Here is a 21961-nt window from a genome sequence, read left to right as displayed (position 1 = left end):
ATTTCATAAACCCTTCGTTCCAGCTCTCACGTTCGTCTGGTTGAGGTGATGACGTTAATCCCCGCTACGCAGGGTGTCGAGGAAGCCTTCCAGCTTCATCCTGTTGGCGGCGTCGAGTTCCCCCGGTCGCTGGTTGAACAGCGTCAGCAACGGATACCTGAGCTGCTGACGAATGAGCATTTCTCCAATCTGCTGCACGGGTGCACTGTTGCTGAACAGCAGGATGCCGTCTGTCGGGGTGTGATCAAGATCATTCCGGCAGAAACTTATCCGGGTGAAGATGTCATACGGCAGGGTGAATTGACGGTACTGTTCGACCAGGGAATCACTTTCGAAAGGCATGGCGGCCTGTCGACCCTGCTCGCAGTAAATGATGGCCGCACCCTGTTCCTCAAGGGTTTCATAAAGGTTGCTGCAAAGGGGGATCTCACCGATACAGGCAAGTTGCAGTTGTTGCGGACGTCGCGGTTGATGCTCCAGTTCGGTGAGCCGGCTGTCAACCTGATCCGCAAAGGCCTGCGGATCACCCTGCATGTCACAGGTCGCCAGCAGCAGTTCGATGACCTGCCTGCTTGAACCGCGTTGCTGTTCGCGAAACAGGCGATCGATCCGGTTGATTTTGCCGCGAATCCGGTTCAACTGCTGCCGGGCCTGGTCGATGTCGGCCGGTGCGGCGCCGAGATGTCGTGCCAGTTTCTTTATCTCCAGGGCCAGACTTTCCGCCGAGCGGTCTGCCGGATAGGTGAAGGGAAAGACTCTGACATCGTGCAGGCTGAGCAGGGAGGCCAGTTCGCCGATCCCGGGCTGGTTATTGGTGACTACGATGACTTCCCGGATGCCATGACGCAGAATGCAGCTGTAAAAGCCTTTGAGCCAGGGGTCGCAATGGACCGGGAAGCCTGCCAGTTCGGCCTCGTCGATCAGCTCGCCGGGATTTTCGGCCGCCAGAAAGAGCTGCCGCAGATCAACCGGTTGCCTGCCTGCGGCGATCAGGATTTCAAGCGGAATCGTAGCGGTAAAGCCAATCATGCGGTGGTCTTCCTTTCGACTCAGTCGGACTTGATGAACAGCAGGTAGATCATCAGCCCGATGATGACGACCCCGCCGCCGATGAAGACCAGCAGCGTCGAATTGGATCCCCCCTGCAGGTCGGTTCCCTGCTGCAGGGTATATGAGATCAGCCAGACGAAGCCGGTCAGGCCCATCACCGATCCCAGGAACCCGTACCAGCGTTTGAAAAGGCAGAGAGCTGCGATGATGCCCATGGACCCGAGAAAGGCCGGATTTTGAACAAGTTCGGCGAGGTTCATCTGCCGCAGCAGTTCCACCAGGTGTTCGGTCTGCAGACTTTGGAAAAACTCCTTGAGAGCTTCCATCTTGGTCCCCTTTGCTGTGGTCGGCAGTCAGTGAATCAAAATTGAGCAATGGTAAATCATTGCCATCGCAACCGCAAGTCTCTGTCGTGAGAGGTCCCGGCTGTGAGTGCGCGGAAGGGATCGCGGTTGACATTTTACAAGGGGCACACTAGCATCATACATTCGCCCTCAGGGTCCCGTCTCTTTCTTCGGGCCCCTTTTCCCAGGTCCTGTCGGAAGAGATAACTGGCACGATGGTACAACAACCCATAGGTATTTTTGATTCGGGTATCGGTGGCCTGACGGTTCTCAAGGAGGCGATGCGGCTGTTGCCGGGAGAAACATTTGTCTACCTCGGTGATACCGCGCGCGTGCCGTATGGAACCAAGAGTCCGGCGACTGTCATAGGCTATGCCGAGCAGGCGGCCGGATTTCTGGTTTCCCGGGGGGTCAAACTGTTGGTGGTGGCCTGCAACACCGCCTCTGCCGTAGCCCTGCCTCATCTGGCCGCCTGTTTTCAACTGCCGGTTGTCGGCGTGATCGAGCCCGGAGCCCGTCAGGCCGTACTGGCTTCATCGCGTGGGCGGATCGGGGTGGTTGGAACCGAGGGGACGGTGCGCAGCATGGCTTACAACAAAGCGATTTTGCGGGTCGATCCGCTCGCCAGGGTGGTGAGTGCCGCCTGTCCGCTGTTTGTTCCCCTGGCCGAAGAAGGCTGGGCCGGACATCGGGTGGCACGGATTGCCGCTGAAGAATACCTGGAACCCCTTCGTCGGGAAGGGATCGACACCCTGGTACTCGGCTGTACTCACTACCCGTTGCTCAAGCCGGTTCTGTCGGAACTGCTGGGCACGGAAACAGTCCTGGTCGACTCGGCGGCGGCAACCGCCGTTGCGGTGCGGGACCTGCTCAGAGAGCGGAATCTCTTCTGTCGGAGGGGCAGGGGGGGAGTACGTTTCCATGTAACCGATCTGCCCGATCGTTTCTGTCGCGTCGGCAGTGCGTTTCTCGGTGCCGAGCTTACGGGAGTCGAGCAGGTTGAGCTTGACGGAGGTGTTCAATCGTCCGTCGTCGGGGACGAACGCCTGATGGCTGAAGCTGGGGGAGTGGTCTGATGGGACGGCGGCTGCTGCTGATTGCTTTTCTGCTGGTTCTTGGCGTTTTGGGCGGGCTGCTGGCGCGCAGGTACCTGGTGAAGACGTCGGACCAACCCGCCCCGACGATTGCCCGACCCGTTCGGCCGACGGTCATGAGGGAAGTACTGCTGTATTTTACGACGGCTGACGGTCATCGTCTGGAAGCCGAGAACCGCCAGGTCGAGGATTGTCCGAATGACGAAGAGTGTCTTCTGGCGATCCTGCAGTCTCTGGTTGACGGCCCGAACGGTGACCGTGTTCCGGTCCTCCCCGATCGTACCCGGATTCGGTCGGTGAAAATCGAGGATGACCTGGTAACCGTTGATTTCAGCCGTGATTTTATTGTCGCCCATCCCGGCGGCAGTCATTCGGAACTGTTGACGGTCTATGCCGTTGTCGATACTCTGGCAGTTAACTTTCCCTATGTCCGGCAGGTTCGTTTTCTGGTCGAGGGAAAGGCTGTTGATACAATCAAGGGACATGTTGACCTGCGGGCCCCGGTGATCGCCGACTTTCGTTATGTCCGGTCGGATAGCCGCCTTCCTGAATTGCCGGCCGAGCTTTTCAATGCTCCGTCTGGTGAGACGCGGCGTGGTCGCTGAGGCCGGAGCATGGTCCGGGCTGGTTTGCGTCGATTCCGGTCTGCATACAGTTATTGCATTGATGGATCAGGATCTTGTCTTTTGATGTGGGTTGAGGGTTGTCATGATAGTCGGGTTTAACCACAACTTTCGTTACAAGGGTGAACTCTACCATGTCCAGACCGAGGATGGTGGGCTGAAGTCGCCGACGATTGTCACCCTGCTGTACTGTGGCGGGACCATCCTCGCGTCACAGAAAACCTCTTATGCCGATATCACCAAGGTCGACAACCTCGGGCAGGTGGTTGAAGACCTGATGAAAGAGCAGCACAAGGAGATGTTGCGGCGACTCAAGGACGGTGAGTTCGATGACCGCCTGCAGGGTCACCAGCCGATCGTCAATCCCGCGGTGGCGCCGGAATCGGAAGGGACACGGGCTCCCGACGCCGCTGTCGCGTCCGGGGGGGCACCGCAGCGGCAGGGGCGCGCCGCCGCGGCACCATCCCCCCGGAAGCAGGCGTCCGGGGCCGAGCCCCGGGTCGCCAAGGCAACAGACAAACCAGCCGTTCCGGCTGCGCAGAAGGTTCCTCCTGTCTCCCCCGGTCAGGCTGCGGAGACTGCCGAACCGGGACTTGATGACATTATCCTTTCCTATCTGGTCGGAGATGACGAAAAGTAAAGGTCCTCTTTTCCGCAACCACCCGCTGATGCCCCTGTCGGGAGTGACAACCACGCCTGTGACGCGAATGGAATCGACGTGATATTCAACAGCCTGGTCATACGGGTGATCATCCTCAATATTCTGCTGGTTGCCGTGGTTATCGGTACCTTCACCATGTTTCACATCCGGCGCGAAGAACAGCATCTCATCCAGTCGACTCGGGAAAGCGCCAAGCTTCTTCTGACCACGGTTGAAAAATCGATTTTCAATTCCATGAGGGTCGGCAACAGCTATGATGTGCAGGCTATCCTGGAAATGGTCGGCCGCAGCCACCGGCTTACCAACGTCCGCATCTTTCATCCCGACGGTACAATTCTCAAATCGGCCCGGCCGGATGAAATCGGTCGGCAGATCGACAGTTTTGATCTCAATCTCTACCAGAACAACCGCAGTGAAGGGGTGTTCAAGACCGATGGCGGTGAAGTGTTGGGGATGGTCAAGCCGATTGTCTCTGACGAGCGCTGTTTCATCTGTCACGGTTACGGCCGCAAGGTGGTCGGCGTTCTCAACCTCAATTTTTCACTCAATGAGATGACCGGGCAGATTTGGGAATCGTACCAGTTCTTCATGCTGCACATGGTGGTCTCAATTGTCATTCTCTCCGCCGGAACATCGTTCCTGCTTCTTCGTTTCGTCAAGCGCCCCATTGAAACCATGGCGGAAACCATGGCCAAGGTTGAAGAAGGGGATCTGTCGGTGCGGCTTGAGCCGAAGTATGCCGATGAGATGGGCAGCCTGGTACGCAGTTTCAATTCTATGGTAGACAATCTGCAGAAGGCTCAGGCTGAACTTGAGGAGTACCATTACCAGCAGATGCAGCGGGCCGACCGGCTGGCCTCGGTCGGTGAAATGGCAACCGGCCTGGCGCACGAAATCAAGAACCCGCTGGCCGGGATAAGCGGCGCTATTTCGGTCCTGGCCGAGGACTTTCCGGAATCCGATCCGCGTCGTGAAGTGGTTGACCAGGTCCTGGCGCAGATCGCCCGTCTGAACAAGACGGTGACTGACCTGCTTTATTTTGGACGCCCCGGAAAGCCGGAATTCTCCTGGGTCGATATCAATGGACTGATCAAGGAAACCCTCTTTTTCGTCGGCCAGCATCCCGAAGCCCGGAACATTCATCGGGTCAAGGAGTTCGCTCGTGACCTGCCGCCGGCCTGGGCCGACGTCAAGCAGATTCAACAGGTCTTCTTCAATATCATCATCAACGCGATCCAGGCGATGGAAGAGGGAGGAACCCTGACGGTCCAGACGTCGCGGGTGATCAATGCCGCGGGGACGGATGTGCTGCGCGTTGAAATCAGTGACACCGGACCGGGAATCGCCCCGTCGGCCCTGGAACGGATTTTTGTTCCCTTCTTTACCACCAAGAACCAGGGGACCGGGCTTGGTCTGCCGATCTGCAAACAACTGGTGGAACAGCACGGTGGCATGTTAAAAGTCGTAAGTAAAATTGGCGAAGGGTCGACATTCATAATAGAGATCCCCGTTCAACAACACCCTTCATTCGAATCGAAAGAGGAACCCCGTGTCGAAACATAAGATTCTTGTCGTCGATGACGAACAGTTGATCCGCTGGTCGCTGGAGCAGAACCTGAGCAAACAGGGGTACGAGGTTGTGACCGCCGCTTCGGGAGAAGATGCCCTGAAAATGGTTCAGCAGGAGGCTCCGGACCTGATGTTGCTCGATATTCAGTTGCCGGGCATGAACGGCATCGAAGTCCTGGAAAAAGTCAAGGAGCTTGAGGATGACATCATTGTCATCATGGTGACCGCTCTCGGTGTTCTTGAAACCGCGGTCAAGGCGATGCGACTCGGTGCCTTTGACTACATCAATAAGCCGTTCAATCTTGAGGAACTCGCCATTGTCATCAAGAAGGCTTTTGAAACCGGTGAACTGAAACGTGAGGTCGCTCACCTGCGATCCGAGCAGACCGGGAAGTACGGGCTCGATAAAATCATCGGTACCAGCCGGCATATGGACAACGTCAAGGCGATGATCCGCAAGATCGCCCAGTCCGATGCCAGTACGGTATTGATCCAGGGGGAAAGCGGCACCGGCAAGGAGCTGGTTGCCAAGGCGATTCATTATGAAAGCGCGCGGGCCGACAAGCCCTTCATGGCCATCAACTGCGCCGCGGTGCCGGAGGCGTTGCTTGAATCGGAACTGATGGGGCATGAAAGGGGGTCTTTTACCGACGCCAAGACCCAGAAGAAGGGGCTCTTTGAAATCGCTGACGGCGGCACCATCTTCCTTGACGAGATCGGCGACATGGAGATGGGTATGCAGGCCAAACTGCTGCGCGTCCTTGAAGAACGCAAGTTTCGGCGGGTTGGCGGAACCCGTGATATAACGGTCGATGTCCGCATCATCTCGGCAACCAACAAGGATCTCCTCAAGTCGATTGAGGAAAAAACGTTTCGTAACGATCTGTACTATCGCGTCCAGGTTATTCCGATCTATCTGCCGCCGCTGCGGGAGAGGCGTGAGGATATCATGCCGCTGGTGCAGCATTTTATTGACCATTTCAATCGTGAATTCGGCAAGTCTGTGCGGGGGATTTCCAAGATGGCGGAACGATTCCTCAGCGAGTACTCCTGGCCGGGAAATACCCGCGAGCTGAAAAATGTCATCGAGCGGGCAATTATCCTTGAAAGTGAGGAGACCCTGCTACTTGAACATCTTCCCCAGGAGATTGTTGCCCGTACCGGGACCGCCTCCAGCGGTCCGATAAGTTTCAATCTGCCCCCTGAAGGAATCGACATTGAAGATGTCGAACGGGAACTGATCCGCCAGGCCCTGGAGATATCCGAGGGCAATCAGTCCAAGGCGGCCAAAAAGCTGCACCTCGGCATCGATGCTTTCCGTTACCGGATGAAGAAGTTCGGTTTTCTCTGACCTGTTTCAGGTCTAAATTCCCCCTGTTGATAAAATCCGGAACGGGCCTGTTTTTCAGGCCCGTTTTTTTGTCGCTGCCCGTGCATCTGCACGGTCGTAACGGCGCGTTTGCGTCCTTGGTATCAAGTTTGCAAAATCTCTGAGTGACCGAAAAAACCAAAAAGGTCCTAAGCGGCTGAAAATATTAAGCAGAAGGCGTAATTTCTCGCCGATCAGGAGGCGTCCATATGAAAGGGTCCTTGAAGATCATCAGTCTAATGGCGGTTATTTCCCTGCTCCTCGGGGTTATATGGCTTCCATTGTCTTTCGCGGCGACGGTGCCGACCTTTGCCTCCCTGGGGATGTTGGGTACCAAGGGGCAGGGTGCCGCGGGTGATTATGCCAGCCCGATGGGAATCGCCATGGACGCCGCCGGAAATTTCTATGTTACTGACGGGTCTGTCATGACCCCGCCGCGGATTGCTCCGAATCAGGACCGGATCATCAAGCTTGATACTTACGGCAATAAGATCGCCGAATTTGCCTCGCTGGAATTGTCGGGACCGATCGCGGTCAAGAGTGACGGTAGTGAAATTTATGTTGCCATCGGCGCTTCTGACAATGGCCCTGGTGGTGGGCCGGGTGTTGATGGTGTGCTGGTCTATGACGGAGCAACCGGAGTTCTGAAGCGTTCGGTCGGTGCCAATAACGGTCCGGATGGTCGTGGCGAGTTTGTGGCCGTTGCCGACATCAAGCTGGACAGCAACGGTTGGCTCTATATTGCTGACGCCGGTGCCGGAGAGGTCAAGGTCTATGACCCGAGTGAGGCATATCAGTACAGCATCGGGGCGGTGTGTGTCGGGAACGGTTCGAGCAATGCCTGTGAGGCCGGTGAGTTTTCGAGCATTACCAGCATGGCTCTGGATGAGGCGAACGGCGAACTTTTTGTCGCGGACCGCAGTTCACTAGCCTACTCTCCGACTGGCACTGATACCGGCAATATCCAGGTTTTCGATCTGCAGAGCCGGACCTACAAGCGGGTCATGCTTGAAACCCAGATGGGCGGACCGATCAGTTCGACAACCTCTTTCAGCGAGTATTACGGGTTGGCTCTCGATGGCCAGGGGCGTTTTTATGTCACCTATGGCCAGTTGGGAGCTCTGCGGGCGATGGACACATCCATCGCCTATCCGGCGGATGCTTTTCTTGCCGGGTTCGATCTCGGCAGTGCGGCTTATCGTTCCGTCTATGACAGTGTCAATCGTCGCCTGGTTTTTTCCGGGGACCAGGGCCTCATTGTCGTCGGTATTGACGGTGGGTCCAATCCCGTTGCCCAGAATGATGCTCCGCCTGTACCGACTCAGGTTTCCCCTGTCGCCGATACTGTTGTTGCAACCGCGGCCCCGAGTCTCGACTTTTCTGCTGTAACCGATCCCAATGGTGACGCGGTCAGCTACCAGGTCAGTCTTGCGCAGGTCGGTCAGGCCGCGGTGGTCTACGATGTTCCCGCCGGGGCGACTTCCTATGTTGCCGGCGGTCTGGTTGAAAACGCTCAGTATGCCTGGAAGGTGCAGGCGGTTGATGCTAAAGGTGCGGTTTCGGGATGGAGTGCCGAAGGCACTTTCTGGGTGAATGCGGTCAATGAGGCGCCGTCGGTGCCGCAGTTGGTTTCGCCCTTGAACGGGGAGTTGCTGGGTCCTTACGATATGTTGAAATGGCAATTGGCGAGCGACCCTGATCCGGCGAACAAGGTCCGTTATCGTTTGAGCCTGTCGCCAACGGCGGACTTCTCAGCGTCAGTTCTGGAGGAGATCCGCTGGGGCAAGGCTGTTCCCCTGCAAAAGCTGAGTAACTATTTGAATATTGTTGCTGGGACGACCTACTTCTGGCGGTTGGAAGCTCTGGATGGAAAAGGGGGCTGGTCTCAGGTGAGTGCTTCCGGATCCTTTGTGCTTAAGGCGACGGATCTGCGAGTCGATACGAATATGCCGGGTACTCGGGTTTACCTTGCCGGCAATCGAGCAACTCATGGGCGGTATTTGGGGATGACGCCGCTTGTAGTACGCAATCCGAGGCCCCTGGGAATGAATGAACTGGTCTTCGAACGGGCTGGGTTTGAACCGCTGGTCAAGACAGTTTATGTCAAGCCGCTCGCCGCAAAGAGCTTGAGTTACTCGATGTCTCCGGCGCTGACGCCCCAGGTTGGACCGGTGTTGGGATATCGATTTTATTATCGGGGACAAAATTCCTCCGGACAGACTGTGAGCTTCTTCCTCGGAACTCAGGTTAAAGATTTGCGTAGCGCCTTTGTGGTGAATATTGACAGGCGTGGAGGCGAAGATTTGGTGTCTGTGCGGCAGGACGGTGCCGTTGTATTTTTCTCCGAGATTAAAAAGGCATCTTGGGGGGGGACTCGATATAAGGTTAATGCTTCCCAGGTTCTTCTCCCTGCTGGATCAGCCAGTTCCCTGTTTGCGGTGGATTGGAAAAATGTCGGCAGAATCGATCTGCTGGCAGGTGGCAGTGATGGTCGTCTTCGGATTTATCATAACTCTGGGCGGACAACTCCGTTGTTTGATCAGGTGCCTGAAGTTCTCCAGGTGAATGGTCAGGATCTGGTGTTTGGAAGTAATCCCGTACCTGCCGTTATCGACTGGGATGGTGATGGTCTGAATGATCTGCTGGTGGGTGATGACACTGGTAAACTCTACTTTGTTCAAAATGTAGGAACCCTAAATGCCCCGGTGTTCGTTGCCCCGGTTGTTGTTTTTCAATCAACGGTTCCTGTTGCTCCCTGTATGACGGATTGGGATGGTGATGGGGCCATGGAATTTCTTTTCGTTGATGACAAAGGTGTTTCTCTTTATGAGCAGCAGGGGGCCGGTCTGGTTTACATCGAGACTCTGCCGCTTAAGTATCAGGATGGTCGAACCTTCGATGCTAAAGTAAATACCCGAATTTTCGTGATGGATCTTGATGGTGCCGGCGGGAAAGACTTGATTATGGTTGACGGTTTGGGACGTTTCATGGTTGCGTCATCCAGCAGCAGTCAACATGTCTCCTCCTTCCAGCCAGCCCTGCTCGTCAAGACCGACCAGGTCCAAACCCTGGTAGATGCTCAGGCGCCTGCCCAGTCGAATCAGGTCGGTGCGGTCCGGGCTGCCATTCAGTCCGCTCAGAATGATGATTACACGGCTGCCAGCCTCGAAGTGGACAACCTGCTCGCCGGTCTTGACCCGGCCGGTTCCGCTTATGCGGCAGCCAGTGAATTGAAGCAGCTCCTTCAATAAATAAACGATAACGATCAGAGTTGATAAAAGGGTTCAGGGGCCGAAGTTATGAAAATAAACAAAGTGATTATACTGCTGGGATGTGTCGCCTTGGCTGTTGCTGTCTTTGCCGGGGAGGCGTTGGCGGTCAGGGGACCGCAGGGGGTGGCGAATACGTCCCACAATCTTTCCACGTCCGGGAATATCGCTCCGTCCAATAATGAGGACGAAATCTGCGTTTTCTGCCATACCCCGCATGGCAGCAGTACCGACGGCCCCTTGTGGAACCGGAACAATTCTTCTGTGGTCTACACCCATTACACCAGTTCGACTTTATCAACATTCGTGGCCAGCACCCGGACCGCCAATGTCAATCCCGAATCGATGCTTTGCCTCAGTTGCCATGACGGCAGTATTTCCATGTACACGGTTATCAATCCGACCAATGACGTCGGCCAACCGACTCCGGCTGTCGGTGACGGGACCATGCGCGATGGGTTTTTGAATATTCAGGGGCCGAAGATCGGTCAGGGGCGGAATCCCGACGGAACGGTCAACCCGGTCAGCAATGACCTGTCTGACGACCATCCGATTTCCTTCAAATACCAGGCTGTTCATGATGATACCACCAAGAACAATGCCGCGCGTCTGCACACGATTGCCGAGGCCGAGGCCGCCGGTGTCCGGTTTCTGCCGGAAAACGCCCCTGATGCGGATAAGCGGGTCGAGTGTTCCTCGTGCCATGACCCTCATGTCGATTATGGTATTTTTACCGGCGACCCCAATTACAAACCGTTTTTGATTACCCCGAATACCGGCAGTGCGCTTTGCCTGGCTTGTCATATTAAATAAGTTGAATTGTGTTGCTCGAGTTAGGGCTTAACAGGATGATAGGAGCTTTGTTCATGAGGCGGAAAACCTGGATCGGCATTTTGTTTGCTGTAGCGTGCGTTCTCGTCAGTGCGTCGTTTGCCACTGCGAACATCCGCATGCATGACTTTGACTGCAAGGAGTGTCACACCTCGACCCTGGCAGTTAACAGTGTTGACAACAACGTATGCCTTAAGTGCCACACTGGAACCTTGCCTCAGGTCAATTCGTTTGCCGACCCGGCGAGGAACGGCAGCTCCGCACACAGCGCGTTTACCGGTGGTGATACCAGCGACGCTCTGGGATCCGTAACCGCCAAGGGACTTACTCCCGGCAACCAGACCTCCCATTTCTGGGCGGGAACAGCCACCAAACCCGAGGCCGGAGCCCAGGAGCCGACGACCTTTTTCTCTGAAGCCCTGCAACGTCCCCTCAGCTATTCCCGCGGTTCGGTGACCTGTTCGCGTTGTCATGATCCCCACGGATACTATGACACCAATCCGCAGTTGCTGATGAGCACCAGTCTGTCGACCCCGACCAAGGAACCGCTCTGCCTCGATTGTCACCGTGCCTGGGACAACCAGAACAGCCACGGTATCACCACCCACCCGATGAACGTTGATCTGGCCGCCGCCGCCGCCAGTTTTCCGAACAAATACAAAGCGACTCCTGATAATACGAATGTAGCCAACGGTAATGTCACCCTGGTCAACGGCAAGGTTTCCTGTTCTTCCTGTCATGGTGTCCACGGGGTTGATTCAGATGCTTCGACGGTCGATGGCATCGGTACCAACAATGTCGGTGACGGCCTGCTGCTCAAACACAATGGCCCCGGAAAAGAAACACCCGATACGTCAATCTGTCAGTCCTGCCACAAGTACAAGGGACATGGGAATATCGCGACCGGTACTCCGCTCGGATGTCTGACCTGTCATGGCGGTCATGAATACGACCCCAATGGTCAGCCGAACGTCTATATGCTCAAGAAACAGATCACCCTCGACACCACCAAGATCAAATCGACCGGGTCGGTTAACGACACCGTTGCTCTTGATTACACCACCTATCCGCCGGCACCCAATTACGACAATGGCGGTGGAAACGGCAGCCTCTGCCTTTCCTGCCATGATTTCCCAGCCGGACATCAGGCGGGCGCTACCTGTTCCGACTGCCATTCCCACGACAATCAAAACGGTACCTTTGCTGCCAGTTGCGGTTCCTGCCACGGTTATGCTCCGTCACTCAATGCTCCGGGTGACACCAATCAGGGCGGTTACGCCAAGTCAACCCAGACGACCAATGACTACAGCGCATCCGGTGTGTTCAAGGATGAATCCGCGACCCCGCACGCAACCCACGCCAACGGTGCTGGAAATTACAGCTACGGTTGTACTGTCTGCCACGGGGATGCTTCCGGACAGCTCGGCTCAGCCGACCATGATGCCGGGACGTTCCAGCAGGTTATGGACTCCGCCGTCGGCACCCTTGACCCGCTGACCACCAACAACGGCGCGACGTCCCCGACGTACACCGCCACCGGATCCGGCACCTGTAACGCCACCTATTGCCACTCCAATGGTGCGCCGATCGGTGGCGTGGCCTTCCAGTCGGTTTCCGTTTCCTGGGCGAACGGCAAGGGAACCATCTTCACCCCGACCAATACCACTGACAACGAGTGTCAGCAGTGTCACGGCAATACCGCTGCCACCATGAACGGCAAAGACTCCGCTCTGCATCAGCAGCATCTTGGTGCCGGCACCATGCTCGGCAGGACATTCGACTGCTCGGTCTGCCATTCGACCGTTGCCGTCAGTAACACCGAACTTCAGTCGATTGCCATCGGTGGCGATCATGTCAACGGCAGCAAGGATGTTTCCTTTGACGGTAACTTCTCTCTCGGCGCCGGTACTCTCGGCGGTGGTTCCTACGGGGCCGCGACCTGTTCCGTTTACTGCCATTCGAACGGTAAAGCCGGGGGGGAAAGCTCACCGAACTGGACCAATTCCGCCAGCGGACAGTGCGGCACCTGTCACCAGGTCAATGCGACTGGCGATACCGGCGCGGCTCTGACCGGCGCCCACGCCAAGCACCTCTTCGATGCCAATGGCCCGCAGCTTTCCTGTGATGACTGTCATGGCACCAATGCCGCTGTCGGAAAACATGCCAATCATATCAACGGCGCGATTGACGCTCCGGCCCAGGCTGTCTGTGACGCCTGCCACGGCGCGACGTCCGGTCAGACCGCCGGGCCTGATCGCGAGCCGATCTGGACTGACGCCACCAGTGTTGATTGCGAGACCTGTCATACCGGCAGTGCCATCGCTGTCGTCAAAGGAAAAACTGCTCCGGCTCAGAACAGCTTCGGCACTCTCGGTCACGGCAAGGCCAGCATTGCCGGCCCCACTTGTACCGGGTGCCACGACACCACGGCCGGAAAGCATTTCGACGCCACCAGCGGAGATCCGCAGTTGACCGGTGGTTCCACCGTTGTTGCTGATGACGCCTTCTGTCAGACCTGTCATGGTCCCAAGGCGGCTCACTTCACCGCTACGGTCAGCACCAATGCCAATACCTGCTATTTCTGTCATGAGCCGCATGGCAACGGCGTCGGCGCCGGCTTCGATGCCATGCTGCTGAGCAGTGTCGGTCCGGCCGGTGCCAAGGCCCCTGCTGCCGTGACCGGATTCACAGACAAGACCCAGGCTTCGAGCTACTGGAATGCCAGCAACACCGGTATCTGCCAGGTCTGCCATGATCCGGCCGGCGGTACCGGCGGTATCAACCACTACAATCGCACCACCGCCGATGGTCACAACAGCACGACTGTCTGTACCACATGTCACAACCACAACGACGCATCGGTCGCCTTCAAGGCCAGTGCAACGACATGTGAAGGTTGTCATGCTGGCACCATTGCCAGCAACGGTCACCCGGCGCATGTCAACAAGAACGGTGGCATTATTGACGCCGACAAGAGTGACTGTGCGGCCTGCCATGGTGCCCAGGTCAATGGCGCTGACCCGTACACCCTCACCGGCGGCGGCGGCGGACTGCATCAGAATGGTACGGTTGATTTTGCGGCCGGCATCGCTGACGGCGGCACCACTCCGGCGGTGACCTGTAGCGCCGCCTGCCACAGCACCACCAGCGGCAAGGCCGCGGTCTGGAACAGCGGTACCATCGCCTGTGACGCCTGTCACGGCCAACCGCCGGCAGATGGTGGTGGCGACGGCCTCGCTCACAGTAAACATGTTGCCCTGACCGGTGTTGACTGCACAACCTGTCATGGCGCTCCGATGCCGACTGATCAGACACATGTCAGCAGTGTCGCCGGCACCGACCTGCAGATCCTGCAGGACATGGCTCAGGCTGTCGCTGATGAAGCCAATGTCGTCGTCACCACCTGGGATGACGCCAACAACACCTGCGCCAATACCGCCTGCCACAATCCTTCCGGTGACACGCATGCTGCCGACTGGGATACCAGCAACAGTACCGGCAATTGTACTCTCTGTCATGGCGGGCTGCCCGCATCCGGTGATGCCATGGCCAGTAATGCGCATGGATCACATGTTAATAATGCTGCGGAAATCGGTGACAATATTGACTGTTTCAAGTGCCATGTCGATACGACAGCTGGCGGAACCAATACCGCGCATCTGAACAATACTGTTGATATCATCGCCAACGCCGATCCGCTTATCGGTCTTGGTTATAACGGAGATACCGGAGTAGGTGCTCCTTATGGTTCCTGTAATTCCAAGGTTTGCCATACTGAAGGCGGCAATGCTCCCGGAGGACCAAACCCGGGCAGCGTGATCGCTTCTCCGGTCTGGAACGGTACCGGGTTCAACTGCAGTACCTGTCACGTGGATACCGGCAATCCTCCGGCAGCCGGAAATCCCTGGCCTGCCAGCGGTGACCATGCCGCTCACATGGGTGCCACCCGCGTCAGCAATGGGATGGCCTGTACCACCTGCCATGCCAATACCGCTGCCAGCAACAGCTCGATCAAGGCTGGTGGCAACCACCTCAACGGCAACTGGAATGATTTCGTTCCCGGCGGTAACTACAACGGTACCCCTGTCACCGTAGGAACTTACACCGCCGGAGTTCCGTCCTCCTGTAACAACGTCAGTTGTCACGCTGCCGGTGGGGTTCGAACATGGCAACCGGCCAGTGGCTGTTCTTCCTGTCATGGTGATCTGAGTTATGTCGGACCGACCCATACGGCCCATATTGATATCACCGGTTCGATTGATGCTGATGTGTCTGAATGTGTCATTTGTCACGGACCCGATGTCAATACCTACACCCCGACAGGCGGTGATGGTGGCAGCGGTACCCATCAGGACGGCACTATTCAGCTCCAGCCGGGAATTACCGCTGCTGCCAGCGGATGTGCTTCGGCCTGTCACGGTTCCAGTGCTGCGGACGGTTTCTGGACCGATACCAACGGCCTGAATTGCACTGCCTGTCACAACAACGGTACCAATGACAATAATATTGCCAATGCCGCGCCCGCGACCGGAGCCCATGCCGCCCATGTGACGACTCAGGGGCTGACCTGCGACAACTGTCACAGCGCCGGAACAACCCTGCCGACGGATACCAGCCACATCTCCGGTCTCAACGCTTCCGGTGCGGCCGGTGCCAACCAGGGTGAAACTCTTACCAACAAGGCAACCCCGGTGGCCGATAATGCCACTGTCGATGACAGCAGTTTCGATCAGGCCGGCAACACCTTTGACGATGTTAACAATACCTGTTCGAACACCTATTGTCATGATCCGTCCAACAGCACCCAGAGTGCTGACTGGGATACTGATGTAGCGTCCTGTGCACTCTGTCACGGCGACGACCAGCCCGGCACCAAGATGGCGACCGGAACCCACGGCAACCATCTCAACGCTACGGCGACTTTCGGTCTGACTGTTACCTGCGATAAGTGTCACCCCGACAATACAGGTAATTATGGTCACTTCATCAAGACCACTGCCCCGACCACCGTCAACCAGGCGGTGCAGTTCGGCGGTACGGTGATCACCGGTGCCCAGCTGAGTCCGGTCGTGGATGGCAAGTACTCGGGTGAAGTGGCCCTGCCGAATAGCGGCTACGGCTCCTGCGGCACCACCGCCTGCCACAACAACGGTCAGGGCGGTGCCCCCAACAACAGCACCTATACCTGGGGCACCACCAATATCCAGAATTGCCTGTTGTGTCACAACAACATGCCCACCACCGGTGCCCACGCGACTCACCTTGACGGCAACATCAAGTACGGGCCCTATGCCAAGGTCGGCGGGTCCACCAATTGCGGCCGTTGTCATGCCGCCAATGCCGGAAACACCAGCATGGCCGGACAGACGACCCACATCAACGGCACCATCACCTTCGCCGGCGGTGCAGAAGTTGCCAGCGGCGCTATCGGCACCGATACCACCGTTACCGTCTGCGATACCTGTCATGGTGGGACCTCGGCGGTCAACCTTGCCGCAACCGGTGCCAAGGCGACCTGGTCCGCCGGTGGGCCGGTGGCCTGCGAATCCTGTCATGGTGATTACAACCAGGCGAATGTTGACGGCGCCCTGGCCCCGGTTCGGGCCGGCACCGCCTATGACAACAATGGTCACGGCAAGACCGGAGTCGGCAAGGCCTGCGTCGATTGCCATGACCACGCCGGCGACCATATCGGGTACACCACCAACCGCCTCAATACCATCGGTGGCAAGGATTACAACGTCGACCCGAACGGTTTCTGCAACGCCTGCCACACCGGCGTGCCGAATTCCGCCGTTCACTATGCCAACACCCAGACGGCCGGTGGTACATCCAGTGATGCCTTGACCTGTGTTACCTGTCACGATCAGCATGGTCAGAACGGTGGTCAGGATGCGATGATCGCTTCCACCATCCAGACCCGCACTGTCAGTGGATTTGCTGATAAAACTCTGCGCAGTAGTTATGCCAATGCCGCCAATCAGGGGGTCTGTCAGGTCTGCCATGATCCGGCCGAGGTGCAGCACTTCAACCGCACCACCGAGCAACTGACCACGCACAACGCCGGCCAGATCTGTACTACCTGCCATAGCCACACCAGCACCCCGATCTTCAAACCGAGCGGCTGCAACGGTTGTCATGGTGGCGGTACCATCGGCACCAATGCCGCCAACTACTGGCCTGACGGCAATGACGGAGCGGCCGGTCCGGATGACGCCGGACGTCACCTCAAGCATATGAATGTTCTGGCTGAGCGGGTTTACGGCATGACGGCGGTGCAACTGCTTGACCAGCCGACCGCTGATGCCGCGCAGAAGGCGCTCTGTGAATACTGTCATGCTGCGAACACCAATGACAGCGATCATGGTTCCACTGCCAACCTGCCGGCCGAGGTCTTTGTCGACAAGGACAATGTGCGTCATGCCAAGAGCCTCTGGGGGGTTGCTGATCCTGACGCGTCCTACGCGGCCGGCAGTTGCTCCAATATCGACTGCCATAACAGCAAGGTGACCGGAACCGGAACCTACGGTTGGTACGACGCCGGCACCAGCACCTGTACCATGTGTCATACCCCGGGTGCCGCCGGAGCCAACCCGAACACCGGTCTGCACACCGTGGTCAACAACCCGACCGAGGTTCAGGTTCATGACAATACCCTCGGTACCGGCTGTACCGAATGCCATAACAGCCTGCCGGCGATTGACAACACCGGCGCTTCAACGCACATCAACGGGACCTTTGCAGCCGACAGCGCGGTCAATACTGATCGTGGTATCAGCGTCAGCGGTAATATCACCGCCTTTACCCAGGCTGCCAGCGGTACCGACGATTCCTGTGCCTCCAACTGTCACAGTGATGGCGGCACATGGCAGCGGTTGTGGAGCAAGGATGCCGATTCAACGTCTAATGCTGTCGGCGCCCCGCGCTGTAACGTCTGCCACGGTTATCTCAATAACTGGCGGGCCGGTATGACCCCGGATCACAGCACCAAGACGGCGATCAATAACGGCACCCACGGCAACTGTTCCACCTGCCATGTCCGCCCGAACGCGCCATACGATGTCGCGACCTATCACGATACCAGTTCGCCCCTCGGCAGCCCGACTGAACTCGGGACTCCCGCCCATGCGGTGGAAATGAACGATACTGTCGGCTACGACATGGCGGCCGGCAACTGCACCAATATCTGTCATACCAATGACGCAACACATACGCTCGGCACTTCGGCCCACTTCCCGGCCAATGGCCTGGCGGGCCCGGCGGCGGACTGCAACACCTGCCACCTGGCCACCGGCGGCAGCAACAACTCCAATACCGTCGGCAGCTATACCTTCAATAACCGCGTCGGGGCTCATGCCAAGCATGTCGCTTCGGCGGCCACCGCCTATGGTGACACGGTGGATCACTCAACCGCTGCCAACTATGACTTCGGTTGCGGACTCTGTCATCCGACCAACAGTGCCAACCACCAGAATGGTATCCTGGATGTGGTCCTGACGCCGTCTGATGCCCCGAGCAGCATCAAGGGCAAGAATGACGCGTCTGCCGCCTACAGCGGCGGCACCTGTTCGGCGATCTACTGTCACAGTGATGGTGTCAATGTCGCTGCCGGCAGCAGCCCGGACTTCCTGACAGGCAGTTTCACTAATCCCAACGGCGACTACTGCCAGAACTGCCACGGCAACCAGCCGACCACCAGCAGCCATCCGAAGCATGTCATCGGCATCCACAGCGATGACGTTTACAGCGGGACCACCGGCAAGCTGGCCGAAGCCGGTGCCAGCGGTGCCGGCCATGGTGATGTCGGGACCGCCCTGACCATCACCTGTGCGGTTTGTCATAACAGTACCGTCAGCCAGTGGTACAACGGCAACAACACCGCCTGCGTCAGTTGTCATGGCAGCACCGGATCAGCGACCGACAAGACCGTGATCACCAGTGCCGACTTGGACAAGTCCTTCCATGTCAACGGCACCAAGGACGTGGTCTTCGCTCCGGTCAACCCGTTGCGGTCCAAGGCCCAGGTTCGTAATTTCACTCCGGGCGAGCCGGAACTGAACAACAACTGGACGCGGACTAACGGCTACAAGGCTGGTGCCACTTCTCATGACCAGGGTGTCAAGCTCGACACCGCGACCATGTGGACCGGCACCACCAAGAACTGTACGGTCACCTGTCACAACGGTAACCCCGCTACCTGGGGGGCCACCGGGGCATCCTGTGACCTGTGTCATAACCAGCTTCCCAAGTAAGGAGTGAGACCAGTGCGCGGTCTGAAACAGCTTGGGAAGATCAGCCAGAACGCCGGCCGGGGGGCTTCGGTCCCCCGGTTCCTGGCAACTTCCCGAAGGAGAATCTGAACAATGAAGAGACGATTTCGGGACGTTTTTTTGGGCTCATGCAATCGACAAGTGAATGAAGAAACTGTGAATAAAGTAAACGATAATGAGGTGAGGACGGCTATGAAGGATGGAATCTGGAGGAAAACCGGGATGTTCAGATTTGCACACCTGGCCTTGGTGGCCGTTCTGACTATGGTTCTCTTGGGAACAACCGGCATGGTCGGGTCAGCAGAGGCCGTTTTGTATTATGAAAAACTGGCAACTGGCACCCTTAATGGTCTAGCTTGGGGACCGACTGACAGTGGCAGTGCCTGTTCTTTGACGACTCCGAGTGATTTTTACAAGGCAGAGTTGTCTACCAATTCAGGTGACCTGTGCGCAACTAGCTACCGTTTTACAAATGCAACCAGTCCAACCTACAGTGAATCGGTGCTTCCGACCCCTTATGCATCTGCGACAACTGTAACCGGTGTTACCTATACGGCAACCCCTCGACATAATATTAATAACTGGGTACAACTTTTCGCATTGGACAGCAGTGGCAATGAGGTTGCTGCTGCGTCCCAAACTGGATGGACAACCAGTTGTGCCGATGGGACACGCTGTCCGGAAGATATTGATATCTCGGCACAGTCAATCACCGTTCCGGCCGGCGGGTATCTTGGTGTTCGTGTTGGTGTGGCACTCGATGGCACGGGTGATGAAAGATTTTATCCCGGTTATGACTATACTGCTCCGAGTGGCCGTAGCGGGGGGACTTTAGAGGTTACCGAAACGGCTGCCTGCTCTGCCTCCGCCCCCACCGACCTGGCTGCCAACGCCACCAGCCCGACCCAGGTCGACCTGACCTGGACCTACGACGGTACCAACAACGACTACTACACCATCTATCGCGGTGGAACCCAGATCGCCACCAACGTCACCACTGGTTCCTATACCGACAGCACTGTCGCGGCAGGAACGGCTTACAGTTATACGGTGCGTGGTCACAACAATACCGGGGCCTGTGACAGTGCTGATTCGAATGTCGCCAATGTCACGACACCGGCCTGTACCGAGTTGACACCTTCCTCGATCAGCTTCAATGGCGTCAATACTGCGGCAGGTGATTTCAGCGGCGCGAGCATGGTCACCCCGGTAGATCTGATGAATCTCGAATTTCGCGTGACCGAAGGTACGGGTGGCGGGGCACCGTTCAGTCAGACCGATAATTTTGATGCGAACAACTTTGGGAACTGGATACCCTCAGATACCAATACCTCCAACAACTGGTTGTTGGACGCCAATACCACCCCTTCCAGCAATGTGGGGCCGAGCGGAGACCATACGGGAGGAGGGTATTACGCATACACCGAGTCAAGTAGCGGTTCCTATCCTGAAACCTACTGGCTGACCAGTAATGTCCTTGATGGTTCGACCTATGCGCTGAATCTTGACTTCTGGTGGAACATGAATACCGATACGGATCTCAGCTGCGAATTACATGTCGACGTTTCCACCGATGGCGGCACCAACTGGACCAATTCGGTCTGGTCTCGAACCAACAATCCCAATAGCGGAGATGTCTGGGTAAATCAAAACGTCGATCTGTCCGCCTATACCAGCAATAATTTGGAGGTGCGATTCCGTACAATTTCATCAAGTTGGAGATGTGACACCGCACTGGATGATATTGTGATTTCAGGTCCTGCCCGTGCCACTGAGGTTGAGCGCCTGGCCTGGAACCCCGACCCGCAGGAGGCCTCAGCCATCCTGACCAACGGCAACAGCTACAATCTCTATGCCCGTGGCACCGACCCCGAGTGCGGCACTGTTTACTATGTCGGCGGCACCACCACTCCGGGCAACAGCCAGGCGTTCACCTGGAGTTCCTGCACCGAGACCGCGACCCTCAACGCCCCGACATTTTCCCCGACCACCACGCCGATTACCGGCCCGGTTACTGTCACCGCGACAGGTACCGCTACCGGTATCCAGGTCAGCTGGAGTGAGGACGGTGGCGCGACCTGGAGTGCCTGGTTCGCCAATGGCGCCACCTACACGCCGACTTCCTGTATCACCGGCAACGTCATTTTCCGTGCCCAGGGTACCGGAACCTGCGGCACCTTGACGGCACAGTCGGCGGCGGCCGCCTTCGATACCACCGACAAGGACGTGGCGACCCTGACGACCACCAATCCGAGCCCCGCGACCGGCGTGGTCACCATCCAGACCGCAGTCGGCGTCGAGACCGCCCCGGCGACCCTGACCGGGGTGAGTGTCACCATCGGCGGCAGCAGCGCCTGTAACGTCACCGGTGCGGCGATGACCTGGAACGGCACCACCTCCCGCTGGGAATACAGCTGGGATACCAGCGCCTGCGGCACCTCGGCCGCCGAAACCACCGTCACCATTGATGTTACCGGCACCGATCCCGACTGCGGCACCGTGGTCAACGCCGTCCAGCTCACCGGGGTCACCATCGACAACACCTGTGTTGACGGCACCCCGTCGACCATCACCATCGCCCCCGGCCAGACCGTCGGCGGCACCGCGGTCGATCTGACCACCCTGTTCAGCACCACCGGCAACGTCGGCAGCTTCACCTACAAGATCAACGGCACCACCGTCACCAGCCCCTGGGATTCCAGCGCCTATGGCACCACCGGTCCGCAGGCGGTCACCTTCGAAGTGACCGGCACCGACCCCGACTGTGGCGACATCGTCGGTCCGGTGAGCAACAGCATTACCGTCAACAACGCCCTCGGCACCGATGCCGGTGTCGCCGGCGTGGCCAGTAAAAACAAGCAGCTCGATGTCACCGCCCCCT

The 21961-nt window shown here is 57.5% G+C and carries 11 protein-coding genes; 9 read left to right on the top strand and 2 right to left on the bottom strand.

The features are described from left to right. Nucleotides 1-54 precede the first annotated feature (54 nt). Together C2E25_RS11220 and C2E25_RS11215 are read right to left on the bottom strand one after the other, a co-directional pair. Nucleotides 55-1029 carry a 2-hydroxyacyl-CoA dehydratase family protein gene (locus tag C2E25_RS11220; protein WP_103115829.1) on the bottom strand — a complete coding sequence of 325 codons (975 nt, stop codon included), beginning with the start codon at nt 1027-1029 and terminating at the stop codon, nt 55-57. 20 nt (nt 1030-1049) lie between these two features. Next, on the bottom strand, nt 1050-1376 hold the full coding sequence (locus C2E25_RS11215) for a hypothetical protein (RefSeq protein WP_085010404.1): 327 nt from the start codon (nt 1374-1376) through the stop codon (nt 1050-1052). A gap of 233 nt (nt 1377-1609) precedes the next feature. Between C2E25_RS11215 and murI the strand changes: the two genes are divergently transcribed. From murI to C2E25_RS11170, 9 genes are all read left to right on the top strand, one after another. After that, complete coding sequence (gene murI, locus C2E25_RS11210; protein ID WP_103115828.1) at nt 1610-2470, top strand: glutamate racemase; 861 nt, start codon at nt 1610-1612, stop codon at nt 2468-2470. Beyond that, a complete protein-coding gene (locus tag C2E25_RS11205) occupies nt 2470-3093 on the top strand; it encodes a GerMN domain-containing protein (protein WP_103115827.1) in 624 nt (207 codons plus the stop codon). The genes murI and C2E25_RS11205 overlap by 1 nt, the downstream gene beginning before the upstream one ends. Before the next feature lie 103 nt (nt 3094-3196). Continuing rightward, on the top strand, nt 3197-3751 hold the full coding sequence (locus tag C2E25_RS11200) for a hypothetical protein (RefSeq protein ID WP_103115826.1): 555 nt from the start codon (nt 3197-3199) through the stop codon (nt 3749-3751). A 78-nt stretch (nt 3752-3829) separates the two neighbouring features. Next, nucleotides 3830-5335 (top strand): sensor histidine kinase, encoded by a 1506-nt coding sequence (locus C2E25_RS11195; RefSeq protein WP_103115825.1) that lies wholly within the window; start codon nt 3830-3832, stop codon nt 5333-5335. Continuing rightward, a complete protein-coding gene (locus tag C2E25_RS11190) occupies nt 5322-6692 on the top strand; it encodes a sigma-54-dependent transcriptional regulator (protein WP_103115824.1) in 1371 nt (456 codons plus the stop codon). The genes C2E25_RS11195 and C2E25_RS11190 overlap by 14 nt, the downstream gene beginning before the upstream one ends. Nucleotides 6693-6919: 227 nt before the next feature. Then, nucleotides 6920-9961, top strand: a complete 3042-nt coding sequence (locus C2E25_RS11185; protein ID WP_103115823.1) for a PEGA domain-containing protein — start codon at nt 6920-6922, stop codon at nt 9959-9961. A gap of 48 nt (nt 9962-10009) precedes the next feature. Continuing rightward, nucleotides 10010-10792 (top strand): cytochrome c3 family protein, encoded by a 783-nt coding sequence (locus tag C2E25_RS11180; RefSeq protein ID WP_103115822.1) that lies wholly within the window; start codon nt 10010-10012, stop codon nt 10790-10792. Between the two features lie 230 nt (nt 10793-11022). Beyond that, nucleotides 11023-19062, top strand: coding sequence for a CxxxxCH/CxxCH domain c-type cytochrome (locus C2E25_RS11175; protein WP_158247224.1), 8040 nt, complete (start codon nt 11023-11025; stop codon nt 19060-19062). A gap of 768 nt (nt 19063-19830) precedes the next feature. Then, the coding region (locus C2E25_RS11170; RefSeq protein WP_158247223.1) for a hypothetical protein at nt 19831-21961 on the top strand (2131 nt) is incomplete at its 3' end.

This window comes from Geothermobacter hydrogeniphilus, from assembly GCF_002898515.1.
Taxonomy (GTDB): domain Bacteria; phylum Desulfobacterota; class Desulfuromonadia; order Desulfuromonadales; family Geothermobacteraceae; genus Geothermobacter_A.
The sequence above is the reverse complement of the archived record's forward strand: the minus strand, read 5'-3'. Positions and strand labels throughout refer to the sequence as shown.

What these genes read in the sequence shown, in the direction of transcription:
- C2E25_RS11220 (WP_103115829.1), bottom strand. Translation starts at nt 1,029, where the DNA reads ATGATTGGCTTTACCGCTACGATTCCGCTTGAAATCCTGATCGCCGCA.
- C2E25_RS11215 (WP_085010404.1), bottom strand. Translation starts at nt 1,376, where the DNA reads ATGGAAGCTCTCAAGGAGTTTTTCCAAAGTCTGCAGACCGAACACCTG.
- murI (WP_103115828.1), top strand. Translation starts at nt 1,610, where the DNA reads ATGGTACAACAACCCATAGGTATTTTTGATTCGGGTATCGGTGGCCTG.
- C2E25_RS11205 (WP_103115827.1), top strand. Translation starts at nt 2,470, where the DNA reads ATGGGACGGCGGCTGCTGCTGATTGCTTTTCTGCTGGTTCTTGGCGTT.
- C2E25_RS11200 (WP_103115826.1), top strand. Translation starts at nt 3,197, where the DNA reads ATGATAGTCGGGTTTAACCACAACTTTCGTTACAAGGGTGAACTCTAC.
- C2E25_RS11185 (WP_103115823.1), top strand. Translation starts at nt 6,920, where the DNA reads ATGAAAGGGTCCTTGAAGATCATCAGTCTAATGGCGGTTATTTCCCTG.
- C2E25_RS11180 (WP_103115822.1), top strand. Translation starts at nt 10,010, where the DNA reads ATGAAAATAAACAAAGTGATTATACTGCTGGGATGTGTCGCCTTGGCT.